We start from the raw sequence: 17,262 nt of genomic DNA, 5'->3' as shown, positions 1-17,262 counted from the left end.
GCAAGCTCGCTCCTACAGGGGGGTGATCGCCCACCAACGTGGGAGCAACTGGCGTACCCGCGACTCGCCAAAGCGGTCGTCGATCAGCATCACCACCCCGCGATCCTGCTGGCTGCGGATCACCCTCCCCGCTGCCTGCACCACTTTCTGAATACCGGGATACAGGTAGGTGTAGTCATACCCCGCGCCGAAGACCGCGCCCATGCGTGCCTTGATCTGTTCATTCACCGGGTTGAGCTGCGGCAAGCCCAGGGTGGCGATAAAGGCACCGATCAGGCGCGCACCGGGCAGGTCGATACCTTCGCCAAACGCACCGCCCAGCACCGCAAAGCCAATGCCCTGACTGTGGTGGGTGAACTGCTCCAAAAAGGCTTGGCGCTCGGCCTCGGCCATGCCCCGCGCCTGCAACCACAACGCAATCTGCGGGTGCCGTTCGGCCATTAACTGGGCCACCTGTTGCAGGTAATCGAAGCTTGAGAAAAACGCCAGGTAGTTACCCGGTTGCGCGGCGAATTGCCGGGCGAGCAGTTCCACAATGGGTTCCAGCGACGCCTGGCGATGCACAAACCGCGTAGAGATGCGGTCAACGATGCTGACCTGCAATTGCTCGGCCTTGAACGGTGACGCCACATCAACCCAGGCAGTATCCGCCGGCAGGCCCAGCAAGTCGGCGTAATAATGGCGCGGGCTCAGGGTCGCGGAAAACAGCACGCTGCTGCGCGCGGCGGTCAGCCTGGGCCGAATGAACTCGGCCGGCACCACGTTGCGCAGGCACAGGGTCGAGCTGCTGCGCTTGCCGCTGAACTGGCGCTTGGTGATATCGAAGATAAAGTGCTCATTGAACAGCTCGGCCACTTTGGCCCATTGCAGCGCGTCGAAGTAGAAGGCTTGCAGGTCGCCGTTGAGGGCTTCGGGGTGGTCGTTGAAGTAGTCGCCCATGGCGCTGGTGCACAGGCTCAGGGCCTGGAGCAGTTTGTCTGGTTTGGCCGCGTACGCCTGATACGGCGCGAGTTGGTCCTTGTGCAACGCATTCCACTCGCGGTTCAAGCGCTGCAAGGGTTTCTTCAGTGTCTCGGGCGCGCTATCGCGCAAGGTCTTGAGGCTGTACTGGTCCAGGCTGGCGCTGTACATCGAGCGCGCCCGTTCGACCAGGTTGTGCGCCTCGTCCACCAGCACCGCGACGCGCCATTGGTTGAGCTGGGCCAGGCCGAACAGCATGGCGCCGAAGTCGAAATAATAGTTGTAATCGGCGACGATCAGGTCGCTCCAGCGCGCCATTTCCTGGCTCAGGTAGTACGGGCATACCTGATGGGCCAGCGCCACGTTGCGCAGGCTGCGCTGGTCGAGCAGGCGCACCTGGGACGCGGCCTGGCGGGCGGCAGGCAGGCGGTCGTAAAAGCCTTTGGCCAATGGGCAGGAATCACCGTGGCAGGCTTTGTCCAGGTGTTCGCACGCCTTGTCCCGTGCCACCAGCTCAAGCACGCGCAGTGACAACTCGGGGCTGCTGTCGTACAGCACCTGGGCGGCATCCAGCGCCAGCTTGCGCCCGGGCGTCTTGGCAGTAAGGAAGAACAGCTTGTCCAGTTGTTGCGGCGCCAAGGCCTTGAGCAGCGGGAAAATGGTACCGATGGTCTTGCCAATGCCAGTGGGCGCCTGGGCCATCAGGCACCGGCCCGTACTCACCGCTTTGTAGACCGACTCGGCCAGGTCGCGTTGCCCGGTACGAAAGTCGGCATGGGGAAACGCCAGGCTCTGCGCAGCGGCGTTGCGTGCGTCGCGATGCTGCATCTCTTGCCGCGCCCAGTTTAGGAACAGCGCGCATTGCTGATTGAAGAACTGCTCAAGGCCTGGCGCATCGAATCGCTGGTTCAGCACGGTTTCGCCTTCGCCGACGATATCGAAATACACCAGCGCCAGGTCAATGTGATCAAGCCCGAGTTTCTGGCACATCAGCCAGCCATACACCTTGACCTGGGCCCAGTGCAGTTGCCGGTGGTTGGCGGGCTGGGCGCTGAGGTCGCCACGGTAGGTTTTGACTTCTTCCAGGCGATTGGCGTCCGGGTCATAGCCGTCCGCCCTGCCCCGCACCTTGAGCTGCTGGTAGTCACCCTCCAGGGCAACCTCATGCTGATAATGCGCGCTGCGCCGGGACGCCACCGTACGATGGCCGACAATGCCTTCCTGGGCGCTGGGCGACGGCGTAAAGCGCAGGTCGAGGTCGCCGACCTTGGCCGTGAACTCACACAGCGCCCGCACGGCCACGCTGTAACTCAAGCGGGTTGCTCCGCCCAGCGCACGTAGCAAACGGTGACCGGCATCTGGTACTCGCCGCAGAACGCCAACCAGCGCAACTGGTTGTCTTGCAGGCGGTCACCGGGGCCCTTGACCTCGATCATGCGATAGGTGTTTTGCGCCGGCCAGAACTGGATGAGGTCCGGCATCCCGGCCCGGTTGGCACGGATATCCTGCAACAGGCGCGTAAACCAATGGCGCAAGTGTTCGGCGGGCAGGCAGGCCAGGGCTTGCTCCAGCAGTTCTTCGCTGAGCAGGTTCCAGAACACGAACGGCGACTGAATGCCCCATTTGTCCACGTAGCGTTGGCGGATGCTGGCCTTGTAGCGACCGTCCTCCAGTTGTGCAAAACACGCGGCAAACACGGCTTCACGGCGCGGATAAAAGTCCTCGCTGTGCAAGTCCGCCGGCCCGCGCTGGAACGGGTGGAAGAACGCCCCTGGCAGCGGTGCGAAAATAGCCTCCCAGCACAGCAAGCCAAACAGCGAATTGATCAGGCCATTCTCGACGTAATGCACCGGCGCATCCGGTTCACTCAGGTGCGCCAGCACACAGGACTCCACCGACAGCAGCGGCTCCTGCACCAGCGCCAGGTCCAGGCGCGCCACCGCTTGGGGCTTGGCCCTGGGCAGCGCCGGCCCGCCAAGTTTGCGCCGCAGGCGCGGCACCACCCGTAGCAGGTGTTGTTGTTCCGCTGCGCTGTGTGGGGCCTGTTGCGCCTCGCTCGCCAAGGCCATGGCTTGGGCGTAATCCTCCTGGCGCTCCAGTACGCGGATCAGCCGCGCCCGCGCACCGGGATGGGTGCAATTGCGGTAGATCTGTTCGGCCAGTGCCAGCTCGGCGCAACGTTCGCAATACTGGCCGATCTGGAACAGCAGCTTGGCGCGGCGCTTTTCCAGCCAGGGGTTGTCGATACACAGCGTGGCGACCTGCGCCAACACCGTATCCAATGCCTCACCGGCTTCAAAGGCTTGCTGGCACTGGTGCAGGAACACAAACCCGTGCACATCGTCACGGCTGCGTAAACCGCGAGACTCGGCGCAGAACTCGACTTTTTCATAGGTGTAGATACCCAGGTCCGCCAGCACGAACTCCGACCAGTCCTGGTGCAGGTTGCCGAAGAACATCAGGCGCAGGCGATCACACAACTCCATCACCGTCAGGCTATAGAGCACATCGTCCACGTCGGGACACCACTGGGCAAAGCTGCGCGGTTCGGTAAATTGCGCCATCAAGGGTTCAAGCCAGTCGGCCTTGTTGCCCTTGGGTTGATCGATCCAGGGTTTGAAGGCGCCGAGCAGTTCACTCTTTTGCAGCAGCGCGAAGAGGGTGGCAAACGGCAGCAGGCTTTGATCCTCCACCCATCCCAGCTCACGCAATGGCCCCGCCGCCGCATGGGGGCAACCGATTTCCAGGTAATGGAGTTTAGTGGCGCGAAAATGCACGCCCTTGCGCATCACCATGCGCACCAACAACGCCTGGGAGGCCTGGGGCAACCTGTCAAATTGCTGAATGAAATGCTGTTCGTGCGCATCGAGCAAATCGGCATAGCGTTGCCCCAACCACACCAGCACTTGGCGGAAGTTATGCAGGTAATACAAGGGGTCTTCGAGGGGGTTGGCCATGGCGCAAAGCAATCAAATACTGGTTATGCATACAGAGTGCCGGGGCAAAACGGTTGTTGCAATCAGTAATAGATAAATGGCGCCTGCAACTTTTTGCAAAAAAACAATCTGATGAGGGGGTTGATCAAGTAATATTTATGGCCGCGCAGCCAGACGCTGCGGGACTTTTCAGGGTTAAAGGTAAGGGTTATGAACATGAAGAATTTGGGTCTGCCACTGGTTGCACTCACTTTTCTGGTATTGGCCGGTTGCTCCACGCAAACCGTAGTGACCTTGCAGAACGGCACGCAATATTTGACCAAGGACACGCCCAACGCCAAGACGGCCGACGGCTTCTACGAGTTCACCGATATTGCCGGCAAGCTTATTCGCATCAAGGCCGATGATGTGGCCACGGTGCGCAAGGAAAAGTGATCCTCTAGCAACATCCTTCAAATGTGGGAGCTGGCTTGCCTGCTCCCACACCGAATGCATCAGCTGATCACTATCCCCTCCCCCGACAGACTGCTCACACCCACCAGCGTCACCGAATCCGTACCAAAGCTAATGACGGTATCCCCGCCCACCACCTTGGCGTGATCGCGGTAATCGGTGCTGCCCGCCACGTCGTTGAACACCAGCTTGTCCGTCGCCTGGTAGCCAATCACCCGGTCATTGCCAAACTGCCCGCTGAACAAAAACGTGTTGTGCCCACTGCTGTCGCGGATCGTGTCATTGCCCTTGCCGCCTTCGATAAAGTCAACGCCCCTGCCGCCCTTGATCAGGTCGTCACCGTCACTGCCGATGATGAAGGTATTGCCCTTGTGTGCCTCGGCATTGCGGTTGAGGTCTTGCACCCAGGTGGTGGCCCGTGCCGGGTCGGACAGGTTGGCGACGATCACCGTGGAGTCGCGGGTCATCTGCTCGTAGAAGCCCGAGTCGAGGATGCGGGTCATGCCGTCGCCGTAACCGGTGGGCAAGTGCGAGACCCAGGTGGGCAGGTTGAGGATGGAAAACGGCAGCACATTCCACAGGGATGAGGCGTAGTGGTCGTTGAAGCTGACGATGTTGTCGGTGCTCGATTCGTGGGGTTTGTCGTGTACGCCCAGGGACGACAGGTTGAATGACGAGCCATCCAGGGCGCGGAACACCGGGTCGTTTTCATAGCCGACGTTAAGCACTTTGTCGCCGGCGCTTTGGGTCGGCGACGCGTAGGCCACGTAGTTGGAGTCCTTATAAAACCCCGACCAGGTACTGTCGCTCAAGTCGGCCATGCTGTTGACCGCGAGGCCTCCCAGGCTGTGGCCGCTGACCACGACGTCGTTGCCGCCCAGGCCCTGGGCAGTGGCGTAGTCCGCCACGTTCTTGAGCAAGCCGCCAAAGGCTTCGCCCGCGTAGTTCTTGGCATAGTCCTTGGGCCCGAAGGCGGCGAGCAGGTCGCTGATCACATCGCCGATGGAGTCGGTGATCACACTTTCCCGAGGCCCCGAAGTGCCGCGAAAACTGATGCCGATCTCCAGCAGCTTGCCCGCGTCATCGTACTTGCCCAGCACCTCGGCCTGCGCCGTGCCGTAGCCGAATTTTTCGCCAAAGAAGGTGCCGCGCGCATCGACCTTGCCGCTGTAGCCCAGGGTACTGGCGCTGATAGGCGTCCAGCCGGCTGCTTGCACCGCCTCAAGGGCGGCCTTTTCCGAGTCGGGGTTCCAGGGGATGCCAGGGATGACCCCTTGGGCGTTGCTGCCACCAATCAGCGCGCTGACCAGGGTGGCCGGCAAACCCAGGCCGAGGCCGTTGTTCTGGTAACCGACGGCAAAGCCATTATCCAGGTTGTGGTAGGAATACAACGTGATCGCCATGGCATCGGCGAACAGCGCCTTGGAGTCCTCGGTACCGAGGTTTTTATAGTCAAAGATACCCATTGGTAGTGCCTCTCTGTTGTTGGATTTGTAGAGAAAGCCAAAACACCTGTTATCCGTTACCCCCCTGTAGGAGCGAGCTTGCTCGCGAAAAACACAAGTGCGCCGCGTTCCTTCAGGTGGAACGCGTCATCGTTGATGATCTTCGCGAGCAAGCTCGCTCCTACAGGGGTTTTTGAAGCTTTAGAACGCCCAATCCAGGCTCAAGCCGACGCCGTGCACCTTCTCTTTGCTGGCCAGCAGGCCGTTGTAATCGAAGTTAACCCGCGCATCCTTGCTCAAGGCCAGGCTGACCCGGGCCCCTACCAACGCGGCATCGCGCACCATCGGCGCACTTTCCACCGTGAACGACGGGCCGCCCGAGGCAAACGCCAGATGCTGTTCCGAATCGGTGCTGCTCAGGTTGTGCTGCCAGCCCAGGGTGCCGGAGACTTCCAGTTGCTGATGGTCGTTGATATTGAAGGTCTTCAAGGCGCGCATACCCAGGGTGCTGAGCACCAGGTCGCGGCTGTCGTCGCCACTTTTCAGCGCGGCGGCGTCGCCCTTCTCTTTGAAGCTGTCAGTTGCCAGGTGCACGTAGGCCAGGTTGGCGAACGGCTCCAGGGCCAGCGGTTGCAGGTTGATGCGGTACGCAGCTTCGGTGAACACCTGGGTGCTGTGGGCATCGACCTTGGCCTTTTGCTTGCCGCTGACGTCGCCGTATTGCAGGTCACGTTTGACATCGGCGCGGTGCCAGCTGTAGGTCGCGCCGCCACTCAAGCGCCAGGCGCCGATTTCATGCCCGGCATAGGCGCCGAAATGGTAGCTGTCGACCGAGGCGCGGCTGTGGGTGCCGCTGCCCATATTCAGCGACGTGTCGCTGTAGCCGGCCACCAGGCCAATGCGTGTGGCCTCATCAAGGGCACCGTCCACACCGGCGAGCATGCCGCCGATGGAGGTGGTGTAGCCCGCCGTGTCGTTGCGGCTGTCGGTCTTGCCCCATGCACCCAGTGCCTTGACCCACACGTTGCCACGGCTGTCGATGGCTTGGCTGGTAGCGCCCATCTCGCCATTGCGCAGGCGTTCGCCCACCGCTTCGCGTACGTAGCGGCTGTCATTGACCAGTGCGGTTTCCAGCGCCGGGTAAACCTCCCCGCTCAGTTGCTGGAACGCGCCCTGGGCCGAAGCGGCCGTGGGTGCCAGCAGCAAGCTTTCATACACACCATTGCCCGCGCCTAATTGCTCGACGGCGGCGGCCACGGCGCGCTGGTTCGGCGTGGCGGCCACGCTGGCGAAGCTGTTGGTGCGTGCCACATCCAGCTGCACACCGTTGGCGGCGTAGTTCAAGGTGCCGCCGACAAACAGGTAGTTGGGCACCACTGCCGCGAAGCTGCCGGTGACGCCACCTGCCGCTTGCAGGATGTTGTACTGACGGCCGATCAGGCTTTGGGCCTGGGTCGCGCTCAACAAGGTCGGGCTGTTTTCCAGGGCCAGGGTCACGGTGCCGCCGTTGAGGGTGGCCGTGCCGCCCGCGACGATGCGATCGCTGCTGGTGGGCGACAGCTCTACCGCGTAGGTCGAGCCCGGTTCAAAGTTGACGTTGCCCGCCACGTTCAAGGTGCCGATGGAATTACCCGGCGCCACGGTGCCGCCGCTGTTCGCGCTTAGCGAAGCGATACGCCCCGAACCCCCGACCACGCCGCTCTGGCTCACAGTGACGTCGGAGGTGACCGAACCGTTGATCGCCAGCAAACCCTGGTTGACCCGCGTCGGCCCGCTGTAGGTATTGGCGCCGGTGAGCACCAAGGTACCGATGCCCTGCTTGGTCAGGCCGCCATGGCCCGAGATGTCATTGCTCCACACATCCCGGCCGCAGTGCAGGTCATCGCACACGCGCTGGGTGGGTTTGCCGGCATCCACCACCGCACCGACACCCGGCAGGTCCGCGACGAACTGGCCGCTGCCATAGGCGCCGTCGATGCGCAATTCGGCCGGGATATCTTCGGCGGTGATAAACATCCCCGGGCCGTTGACCGCCTTGCCCAGGTTGATCATGCCCCAGCCGTACAGCGAGTCGATGCCCGGCGCGCCGAGGTCGGTGGCGGTGGTTTTGAGCACGGTGGAGATCTGGTCGCCGCTCATGTATTGGAAGCGTTCCATCAGCACCGCTGCGGCGCCTGCCACGTGGGGTGCGGCCATTGAAGTGCCGTTTTTGTTGGCCCAATCGGTGGTGAGGTTGCTCAGGTCGGTACCGTTGATGATCGAACTGTAGATCTTGGTGCCGGGTGCCGACACGCAAAAGCTCGCCGCATAGCCACAACGCGAGGAGAAAGTACTGATCACGTAAGGATCGGGGCTGGCGGTATTCGGGTTCTGCTGGAGGGCCGCGACGGACAGCCAGTTAGGCGCGATCTCTGGCACAAAATACGCCAGGCCCGAAATCGCATCCGGGTTGTTGAGGTTGTAGTCATTGCCTGCGGCAAAGATGGTCAGCACACCGCTGCGGGCCGCGTCGATGGCGCCTTGGTACGCACCACCTGCGAGGGTGCCGAGGATCGGCCGGATGGTATTGAACTGCGCCTGGGCCTCGTTGACGGTGAAGTTGGGGAACGCCGGATCACGACCACCCTTGGCGTACTGATCACCGATGCCGATGCCCCAGCTGTTGTTGATGATGCGCGCGCCACTGGCGACCAGCCCATCCCAACCTGCCTTGTACACGGCGCCGTCGTTGCCAAGGATGATCCCGTCTTCCGGCCCCGGGTCACCGTTTTCGGCGGTGAGGATCTGTGCGTTGAACGCCACGCCGTGCATCGGCCCGCCATCGCGGTTACCGGCCGCAATGCCGCCGACGTGGGTGCCGTGGTTACCCAGCTTGCCGTTAGAGTCTTTGGACGGCGTGCCGTCGTAGCGGAACGCGTCGCCCGCCTTCACCGGGATATACGGGTCGGTGTATTGGCGAATGCCCTCGGTGACAATCGTCACCACCTTGCCAGGGCTGGCGAACTCCGGGTGCTGGGCGTACACCGGCTGGTCGAAGATCCCCAGCTTGACGCCCTTGCCGGTGTAGCCGGCCGCATAGGCGGTGTCGGCGTGCACGGCACCCAGGCCCCAGTCGGCCTTGAACTCATTGCTGCGCCAGCTGGCGGCGTCGCCCAGTTTGCCGGTTTCCACATAGGGTGCGGCCTGGGCGGTCCCCAGGCTTGCCAGGCAACACAGCAACGCGCCGTATGGCACGCAGCTCAGCGCCTTGAGCGGATAGCCCGGGCCTGTGTGGATGGCGGTAGTTAACCCTGACTTGCGTTTTTTCACGGTGACCTTCCTTAGTTTTCTTATTGCCAGTGTGTAAATCACAGATCGCTGATCGTTCCCACGCTCCGCGTGGGAATGCAGCCCCGGACGCTCTGCGTCCCAAAGCGTGACGCGGAGCGTCACAAGAGGCGTTACCACGGGGAGCGTGGGAACGATCAGGTTAGAACTGCCAGTTCAGGCTCAAACCCACGCCCTGGGTTTTCGCGCGCCCACCCAGTTGGCCGTTGTAATCCAGGTTGACCCGCGTCGATGCATTCAGCGCCAGGCTGGCCTGCACGCCCATCAGGGCGGCATCGCGCAGCAATGGCGCACTGCGCACCGCAAATGAAGGGCCGCCTGCGACAAACGCCAGGTGCTCTTCGGATTCCACCGCGGTCAGGCTGTGTTGCCAGCCCAACGAACCGGACAGGTCCAGTTGCTGGTGGTCATTGAGGGCGAGGGTTTTGATGGCACGTACGCCAAGGGTGCTGAGCACCGCATCACGCCGGTCGCTGCCGCGTTCCAGGGCCGCGGCATCGCCTTTTTCGTGGAAAGACTCGCTGTTCAGATGCACATAGGCCAGGTTGGCGAACGGCTCCAGGGCCACCGCTTGCAGGCGGATGCGGTACGCGGCTTCGGTGAAGACTTGCGCCGTGGTCGCGTCCAGCTTGGTTTTTTGCTTGCCACTGACGTCACCCCATTGCAGGTCGCGCTTCACATCACCGCGATGCCAGCTGTAGGCACCGCCGACGCTCAGGCGCCAGTCACCCAGCTCGCGCCCGGCGTACGCGCCAAAGTGGTAGCTGTCGATGGACGCCGATGAATGGGTACCGCTGCCCATGTTCAAGGAGCTGTCGCTGTAGCCGGCAACCACACCCACGCGGGTCTGCTCATCCAGCGCGCCATCCACGCCCGCCAACAGGCCACCGATAGAGGTGGTGGAACCCGCTGTTTCAGTGCGGCTATCAGTCTTGCCCCAGGCGCCCAGCGCCTTGAACCACAGGTTGCTTTCACCGGTCACTGGCACATGGCGCAGGCGCTCGCCCACGGCATTGCGCAGTTGCAGGCTGTCGTTGATCAGCATCGCGCCCACAGCCGGGTAGATTTCCCCGGACAGTTGCTGCAAGCCCTGCTGGGCCACGGCAACCGATTGCGACTGCAGCAGGCTTTCATACACCGGGTTGCCGGCGCCCAATTGCTCGGCGGCCGTCGCGACGTTGCGCTGGTTGCGGGTGGCGCCGACGCTGGCGAAGCTGGCGTCGTTGCGCCCCACGTTCAGTTGCACGGCATTGGCGGCGTAGTCCAGGGTGCCACCGAGGAACAGGTAGTTGGGCAGCACTTGCCCGAACTGGCCCTGGATACCGCCCGCCGCCTGAAGAATCGAGTACTGGCGGCCAATCAGGCTCTGGGCCTCGCTCTGGCTGAGCAAGGTCGGGCTGTTTTCCAGCGCCAGCGTGACGGTGCCGCCGCCCAGAATCGCCTGGCCGCCGGCAACAATGCGGTCACTGCTGGTGGGCGTCAGTTCCACGGCATAGGTCGAGCCTGCGCCGAGGTTTACGTCCCCTGCCACTTGCAAGGTACCCACGGAATTGCCCGGCGCTACACGGCCGCCGCTGTTCACCGACAACGCGGCGATACGTCCGGAACCACCGAGGGTGCCGCTGTCATTCACCGTCACCGCCGAGGTCAGCGAGCCATTCACGACCAACAGCCCGCCATTGACCAGGGTCGCACCGCGATAGGTGCTGTCGCCGCTGAGCACCAGGCTGCCGGCACCGGCCTTGATCAGGCTGCCTTCGTACACGCGGTTGGCGGCGGCCTGGTCGCGAGCAGTGCCGATGGCGTAATCGGTCTGGTCCTGCTGACTGGCAGAGGCGCCCACGCCGTTTTGCCATCCCTTGTCGATCAGGGTTTGCTGCCAGGCCGTGTGTTCGGCGCGGTCCTCGGCCTGGCGCTGGATGAGCGCCTGGTCGGAGATGCCATTGCTCCACACATCGCCCTGCCCGGCGGCCAGGTTGACCTCCATGGGCCCGAGCAATTGCCCAGGACCGTGCAGCGCCCGGCCCAGGTCAGGTACACCCCAGCCGACGATGGCGTTGGGCGCCTGGGTGATCGAGCCGTCGAGCTGGGTGGCGGTGGTCAGCAGCACCTGCAAGGCTTGCTCGTTGGTCATGTAGGGATAACGTTCCATCACCAGCGCCAACGCGCCAGTGGCATGGGGCGCCGACATCGACGTGCCGGATTTCACCCCATAACCGCCGTCGGGAATGGTGCTGTTGATCAGCGCGCCGGGCGTTGAAATACACCAGTACTTGGCGACGCCGCACTTGTTGTATTTCTGGTTATTGGCTTTATCCAGCCCGGATACGGCCAGCCAGTGGCCTTCCAATTCCGGCTGGAAATACGGCAAGGCTGAACGCACGCTGGCGTTGGCATAGCCGCTGTTGCCGGCGCTGAACACGTTGATCACACCAGCCTTGGCCACGTCCGCTGCCGCGTCCAGCCAGGTGCCGCGGTTGTAATGCTGGGCGTACGCCGCGTGCATGTTGTCCAGGGTCTGGTAGCTGACGTCCTTGGGCTGGCTGCCCCAGCTGTTGTTGATGGCGCGCACGCCAGAATCCACCAGGGCGGTGTACACGGTCTTGAAGTATTTGGGGTCTGGCGTGGGGCCGAACAGGAAGCTGTCGTTGGCGTTGGTGTTGCCCACAAAGACTTGCGCGTTGTACGCAACGCCATGCATGCCCACGCCGTCGCGGGCGGCGCCCATGGTGCCGGTGACGTGGGTGCCGTGGGAATCGTTGTTCGGGTTGAGCGCGCCGGTGGTGCTGAAGGCGCTGCCATCGACATAGGTGCCAGTGGCGGTGACCGGGTGGAAACGGTCTTTGGCAGCTTCGGGGTGATTGGCATCGAACCCTGAGTCCAGTGCGCCGATTTTTACGCCTTGGCCGCTGATCCCGGCGGCGTAGGCTTCATCGGCTTTCATGCGGCCCAGGCCCCAGTCGCTCTGGTACTCGGCCGAGCGCCAACTGGCAGGGTTACCCGGCTGGCCGGTCTCGGTGTATTGCGCCTGTGCCGCAACGGACAGCAGCAGCAAGGAACCAGCGGTGAAGGGTTTGAAACGCGGTGAATCGGTGATCATGTGCACACTCCCTATTATTGTTATTCCCCCTGTAGGAGCGAGCTTGCTCGCGAAGAACTCACTGGCAACGCGTATAGCCAGGATGTCCACGTCATCGTTGACGTTTTTCGCGAGCAAGCTCGCTCCTACAGTTTTCCATCCGGGCCGAAGGCTTCGTCCACTTTGGCCAAGTCGGTGTCACGCAAGTTGCCCGCGTAGTAGTGCAATTTGGTCCAGGCCATCAAGTAGTCATAACGCGCCTGGGCCAGGTCGCGGCGGGTGCTGTACAGCTGCTGTTCGGCGTTCAGCGCGTCGAGGTTGACGCGCTCGCCGCCGAGAATGCTTTGCTTGGTCGACACCACCAGCGCCTCGGCGGATGCCAGCGCTTTCTGATAGGCGCGCAACTTGCTCACGCCTGACAGGCACGCACTGAACTGGCGACGCAGTTCGATCAGGGTTTCGCGGGTCTTGCCTTCCAGCTCGTACTCCGCCTGCTCCATGGCACGGCTGGCCTGGCGGGTGGAGGCCGAGATACCGCCACCGGCATACAGCGGCATGCTCACTTCGACGCCGATGGTGTTGGTGTCGTAGCGCTGGTTGTAGGTGTTGCCGCTGTCGGACTCCTGCTTGCGCGAGGTGGCATACGCGGTGATGCGCGGCAAATGCCCGGCGCGGTTGCGTTCCACTTCATAGCGCGCCACTTCCAGGGACTGGCGCTGCGAGGCCAGCACCGGGTTGTTGGTCAGCGCCAGTTCATGCCAGGTGTCGTAGTTGGCCGGGGTCAGGGTGAACGCGGCGAAGCTCTGGTTCAACGGTGCCAGGTCGTTGATGTTGACGCTTTGCACGCCGATCAACGCGCCCAGTTCCCGCAGCGAGGCGTCCTGCTCATCCAGGGCCTGGATCTCTTCGGCGGTGGCCAGCTCGTAGCGCGACTCGGCTTCAAGGATATCGGTGCGAGTGCCCTCGCCTTGCTCGAACAGATGGCGGTTCTGCTGGAACTGTTGCTCGAACGCCTTCTTCTTGGCCCTGGCGATGTCGATCTGGTCCTGGGCAAACAGTGCCTGGGTGTAATAGCTCAACACCCGCACCAGCAACGCCTGGCTCTTGTCGCGAAAGCTTTCATCGGCGAACAGCGCCTGGGCCACGCCCTTGCGGTAGTTGGCATAGGCTTCGTAGTCGAACAGTGGCTGTTGCAGGCTGAAGATCGAGCCGTAGCTGTTGTAGTTGCGGTCGTCGCGATAGCTGCCGCCGCGCCCGTCAGGCAGGTGCGCTTCGGAGTTGTTGCGGCCCTTGTTGTAGTTGTAGGACAGCCGCGGCAGCAAGCCGGCGCGGCCAATGGTGCGGTTTTCCAGGCCGGCGTCGCGTTCCTTGATGGCGCCGAGGAACACCGGGTCGTTGCGCAGCGCCTGCTCGTACACATCAAAGGGCCCCATGGCCGCCTGGGCACTGCCACACACCAGCAACAGCGAAATGAACACTGGCTTCATGCTCATTCCTCAGTCAACGCGGAGCCGGCGCGGTCCAGCAGCGGCTTGAACAGGTAATTGAGCAAGGAACGCTCGCCGGTGCGCACGAACATCTCGGCGGGCATGCCGGGCTTGATCACCAGGCCGTTGAGTTTTTCCATCGCCGCTTCGCTGACGCTGGTACGCAGCACGTAGTACGGTGCACCGGTCTTTTCATCGAGCATCTGGTCGGCGGAAATCAGACTGACTTCACCCGGCACCCGTGGCGTGCGGCTTTGGTTGAAGGCAGTGAAGAGGATGTCGACCGGCAAGTGCGTGCCAACCTTGTCCACCAGGTGCACGGGCAAATGCCCTTCCACTTCCAGACGTGTGCCCTGAGGCACGATCTCCAGCAGGGTTTCACCGGCACGCACCACGGCGCCCTCGGTGTGCACGCTGAGGTTGACGGCGATGCCATCGGCCGGCGCGTTGATTTCGCTGTGTTGCAGGTTGAAGCCGGCGGAGGTCAGTTGCTGTTCCAGGGTCAGGCTGCGCAGTTGCGCGTCGGCCAATTGGCTGCGCACCTCTTTTTGATATTCCTCGCTGTGCTGCTGCAATTTGAGCCGCGACTCGACAATGCCCTGCTCTATCCGGCCGCTTTCACCGGCGTTTTGCGCCAGGTCCTGCTGCACCTGGGATAACTGGCGCTGGTAGTCCATCAGCCGGTTGCGCGGTATATAGCCGTTGTCGGCCAAGGGTTGAAGGTTGCTCAGTTGCGCGCGCAGGGATTGGGCCTGGGCGGTCAAGTCGCTGCGCGCACGGCGCATGCCGCTCAACTGCGAGGTAGCACCCTCGATGCTGGCGCGGATCCCGGCTTGTTCACGGGCAAACGCGTCGCGACGGCTGCTGAACAGTTGGCGCTGGCCTTCCAGCACCAGCATCAGCGCGGGATCGGGATTGGCGCTCAGTTCTGCGGGAAAGGTGATGCTGGAGAGGTTGTCACGCTCGCTCTGCCAACGCGCCACGCTGGCCCAGGCCATGCGGTACTGGGCTTGCAGCGATTGCACATCGGCCTGGTTCTGGGTCTGGTCGAGACGAAACAGCGGCTGGCCTTGCTTGACCAGTTCGCCCTCTTTTACCAGGATGCGGCTGACCACGCCGGGGCTGAAGGTTTGTACGGCCTTGCGCTTGCCGGACACCACCACGGTGCCTTGTACCGGGATGCCCTGGTCCAACGGTGCCAGGCTGGCCCAGAGGAAAAACCCACCGGCCCCGACAATGGTCATCACCCAGCCCATTTTTACGAAAAAGCCGGCATCACGTTCTTTGCTACGAGGTTCAACAGTAAGGCTGCTCATGCGCCTGGATTCCTTGCGGCCGGGTACTGACGACTGAAACTCACGCCGGGTTTCTCCTTCGGCGCTTCCTGCTGGCCGGACAACGCGCGCAGCACGTCTTGGCTGGGCCCGAAGGCTTGCAGATGCCCGTCGTTGAGTACCAACAGCTTGTCGGCCTGGGCCAACGCCGAAGAACGGTGGGTCACCAGCACCACGCTGCTGCCCTGGGCTTTCATCTGCACGATGGCGCTGGCCAACGCCGCTTCGCCGACGGTGTCGAGGTTGGAGTTGGGTTCGTCCAGCACGATCAGGCGCGGCCCGCCGTACAGGGCGCGGGCCAGGGCCACGCGTTGTTTCTGGCCGCCGGACAAACCACCGCCGTTGTCGCCCAGCACCGTGTCGTAGCCTTGGGGCAGGCGCAGGATCAGTTCATGCACACCGGCCTGTTGCGCGGCCTTGACCACCAGTTCCGGGTCGGCTTCGCGAAAGCGCGCGATGTTGTCGGCGATGCTGCCGCTGAACAGCTCGATGTCCTGGGGCAGATAGCCGATATGCGGGCCGAGATCGTCGCGGTTCCAGCGGTGAATATCCGCGCCGTCCAGGCGCACGGTGCCGGCCAGGGTTGGCCACACGCCCACCAACACGCGGGCCAGGGTGGACTTGCCGGAGCCCGACGCGCCGAGCACGCCCAGCACTTCACCGGCCGCCAGGTTGAAGCTGACCTGATGCAGGGTCGCCATGCGCCGCCCCGGCGGGCCGGCGCTGACCTGTTCGAAACTGACCTGGCCGTTGGGCGCCGGCAAAGCCATGTGCTCAGCCTCTGGGGGGAATTCGCGCAGCAATTCGTCGAGGCGCTGGTAGGCCAGCTTGGCCGAGCTCCATTGCTTCCACACTGCAATCAATTGGTCGATGGGGCTGAGTACGCGGCCCATCAAGATGGAGCCTGCGATCATCATGCCGGCGGTCATGTCACCCTTGATCACCAGGTAGGCGCCCAGGCCCAGCACCAAGGATTGCAGGCACAGGCGCAGGGATTTGCTTAAGGAGGTGATGATCGAACCGGTGTCGCTGGCCTGGTTCTGCAAGCCCAGGAACCGCGAATGCACGCCAAACCAGCGTTGGCGCAGCGCGCCGAGCATGCCCATGGCCTGGATGGTTTCGGCGTTGTGCAAATGGCTGGTAGCCAGTTGCGTGGACTGCTGCGAATAACCGCTGGCCTCGCCCAACGGCTTTTTGGTCAGGTATTCATTCAGGCACGCCAGGGCAATCAACAGCACCGCGCCCGCCGTGGCCAGTACGCCGAGCCACACGTTGAACAGGAAAATCACGAACAGGTAGATCGGGAACCACGGCGCATCGAAAAACGCGAACAGCGCCGGCCCCGTGATGAATTGGCGCAGAGCGGTCAGGTCGCCCAAGGATTGCCCGGCATGCCCCTGGCCACGCTGCAGGTTGCGCTCGAACGCGGCTTTGTACACGCGCAAGTTGAACCGTCGCTCCAACTGGCTACCAATGCGGATCACGATAAAGCTGCGCACCACTTCCAGCAGGCCAATAAACGCAAAGAAGCCTACGACCATCAGCGTCAACATCACCAGAGTGGTTTCATTCTGGGAGGACAACACACGGTCATACACTTGCAGCATGTAAATCGAGGGCACCAGCATTAATAGGTTAATCAATGCCGTGAAACAGCCAACGCTGATCAAAATACTCTTGTATTCACCCAGCGCCCTGAATAAGGGCGCCACCCCACGGGACTTCGCCATATTAATTGTTTTTCCTTGCAGCGAATTACGCAAAAGGGTCACCCCTACCGAGTAGGGTACGGCCACCTAATAACTCGAGTTATATGCTTATAACTTTTAATTAAGGCTTACGTTGCAGCGTTACAACTTCGCCATCTTTAGTGCGCGCTTGATAGTCGCCCTCTTTCTGGCGATTCAAATGGGTGATCCCTGAGCCTTCAGCGTTAAACAGCCAGATACCATCCGGCGTGGGTGACCATGTCTGCGGCTTGTCGCCCAGCCATTGCTCGGCACAGGCGATATCGCCCTCCAGGGCGTTGGCTTGCTCCACTAACTTGAGCGCGCACACCTGATCCTGCTGCTTCAGCTCCCACTGCCCGGCAAGCTGCGCGGCGGTGGGTAATACAAGACTGCTAGCCATTGCGTGGGCTCCTGCCGACACGAACAACACCTGTACAACACAGGCGATCAAATGGGAAAAACGTGGCATATCCAACTCCAGCCTGGAGCGCGGCGCCGAAGCACCGCGCGT

The 17,262-nt window shown here is 62.4% G+C and carries 10 protein-coding genes; 1 reads left to right on the top strand and 9 read right to left on the bottom strand.

Going from position 1 to position 17,262, the window contains the following annotated elements; all coding sequences use genetic code 11:
* Positions 1-12: 12 nt before the first annotated feature.
* Together V8689_RS14190 and V8689_RS14185 are read right to left on the bottom strand one after the other, a co-directional pair.
* Complete coding sequence (locus V8689_RS14190; protein WP_056785499.1) at positions 13-2,274, bottom strand: ATP-dependent DNA helicase; 2,262 nt, start codon at positions 2,272-2,274, stop codon at positions 13-15.
* On the bottom strand, positions 2,271-3,917 hold the full coding sequence (locus V8689_RS14185) for a VRR-NUC domain-containing protein (RefSeq protein WP_056785502.1): 1,647 nt from the start codon (positions 3,915-3,917) through the stop codon (positions 2,271-2,273). The genes V8689_RS14190 and V8689_RS14185 overlap by 4 nt, the downstream gene beginning before the upstream one ends.
* A 189-nt stretch (positions 3,918-4,106) precedes the next feature.
* Here V8689_RS14185 and V8689_RS14180 point away from each other — a divergent pair, with 189 nt between their 5' ends.
* The gene (locus V8689_RS14180) at positions 4,107-4,331 is read left to right on the top strand and encodes a YgdI/YgdR family lipoprotein (protein ID WP_056785504.1); all 225 of its coding nucleotides are present in this window, start codon (positions 4,107-4,109) and stop codon (positions 4,329-4,331) included.
* Positions 4,332-4,390: 59 nt separating this feature from the next.
* Here the strand turns inward: V8689_RS14180 and V8689_RS14175 are convergent, their stop codons facing one another.
* The 7 genes from V8689_RS14175 to V8689_RS14145 form a co-directional block, all read right to left on the bottom strand.
* The gene (locus V8689_RS14175; protein ID WP_056785508.1) at positions 4,391-5,815 is read right to left on the bottom strand and encodes a polyurethane esterase; all 1,425 of its coding nucleotides are present in this window, start codon (positions 5,813-5,815) and stop codon (positions 4,391-4,393) included.
* A 180-nt stretch (positions 5,816-5,995) separates the two neighbouring features.
* Complete coding sequence (locus tag V8689_RS14170; protein WP_434520727.1) at positions 5,996-9,103, bottom strand: autotransporter outer membrane beta-barrel domain-containing protein; 3,108 nt, start codon at positions 9,101-9,103, stop codon at positions 5,996-5,998.
* A 160-nt stretch (positions 9,104-9,263) separates the two neighbouring features.
* Complete coding sequence (locus V8689_RS14165) at positions 9,264-12,221, bottom strand: autotransporter serine protease (RefSeq protein WP_056785512.1); 2,958 nt, start codon at positions 12,219-12,221, stop codon at positions 9,264-9,266.
* A 125-nt stretch (positions 12,222-12,346) separates the two neighbouring features.
* Complete coding sequence (locus tag V8689_RS14160; protein ID WP_056785515.1) at positions 12,347-13,687, bottom strand: TolC family outer membrane protein; 1,341 nt, start codon at positions 13,685-13,687, stop codon at positions 12,347-12,349.
* 2 nt (positions 13,688-13,689) lie between these two features.
* Positions 13,690-15,003 (bottom strand): HlyD family type I secretion periplasmic adaptor subunit, encoded by a 1,314-nt coding sequence (locus tag V8689_RS14155; RefSeq protein ID WP_032897414.1) that lies wholly within the window; start codon positions 15,001-15,003, stop codon positions 13,690-13,692.
* The gene (locus V8689_RS14150; protein WP_056785518.1) at positions 15,000-16,751 is read right to left on the bottom strand and encodes a type I secretion system permease/ATPase; all 1,752 of its coding nucleotides are present in this window, start codon (positions 16,749-16,751) and stop codon (positions 15,000-15,002) included. Before V8689_RS14150 ends, V8689_RS14155 begins: the two co-directional genes overlap by 4 nt.
* Positions 16,752-16,851: 100 nt before the next feature.
* Positions 16,852-17,220: a protease inhibitor Inh/omp19 family protein gene (locus V8689_RS14145; RefSeq protein WP_056785521.1), complete on the bottom strand. Its 369-nt coding sequence runs from the start codon at positions 17,218-17,220 to the stop codon at positions 16,852-16,854.
* Between the last annotated feature and the right edge of the window lie 42 nt (positions 17,221-17,262).

Source organism: Pseudomonas sp. AK181 (assembly GCF_051122975.1).
GTDB lineage: Bacteria > Pseudomonadota > Gammaproteobacteria > Pseudomonadales > Pseudomonadaceae > Aquipseudomonas > Aquipseudomonas lactis.
The sequence above is the reverse complement of the archived record's forward strand: the minus strand, read 5'-3'. Positions and strand labels throughout refer to the sequence as shown.

Excerpts from the sequence above, each read along its gene's own strand:
- V8689_RS14180 (WP_056785504.1), top strand. The coding sequence starts at position 4,107 with ATGAACATGAAGAATTTGGGTCTGCCACTGGTTGCACTCACTTTTCTG.
- V8689_RS14165 (WP_056785512.1), bottom strand. The coding sequence starts at position 12,221 with ATGATCACCGATTCACCGCGTTTCAAACCCTTCACCGCTGGTTCCTTG.
- V8689_RS14155 (WP_032897414.1), bottom strand. The coding sequence starts at position 15,003 with ATGAGCAGCCTTACTGTTGAACCTCGTAGCAAAGAACGTGATGCCGGC.
- V8689_RS14175 (WP_056785508.1), bottom strand. The coding sequence starts at position 5,815 with ATGGGTATCTTTGACTATAAAAACCTCGGTACCGAGGACTCCAAGGCG.
- V8689_RS14150 (WP_056785518.1), bottom strand. The coding sequence starts at position 16,751 with ATGGCGAAGTCCCGTGGGGTGGCGCCCTTATTCAGGGCGCTGGGTGAA.
- V8689_RS14145 (WP_056785521.1), bottom strand. The coding sequence starts at position 17,220 with ATGCCACGTTTTTCCCATTTGATCGCCTGTGTTGTACAGGTGTTGTTC.
- V8689_RS14160 (WP_056785515.1), bottom strand. The coding sequence starts at position 13,687 with ATGAAGCCAGTGTTCATTTCGCTGTTGCTGGTGTGTGGCAGTGCCCAG.
- V8689_RS14185 (WP_056785502.1), bottom strand. The coding sequence starts at position 3,917 with ATGGCCAACCCCCTCGAAGACCCCTTGTATTACCTGCATAACTTCCGC.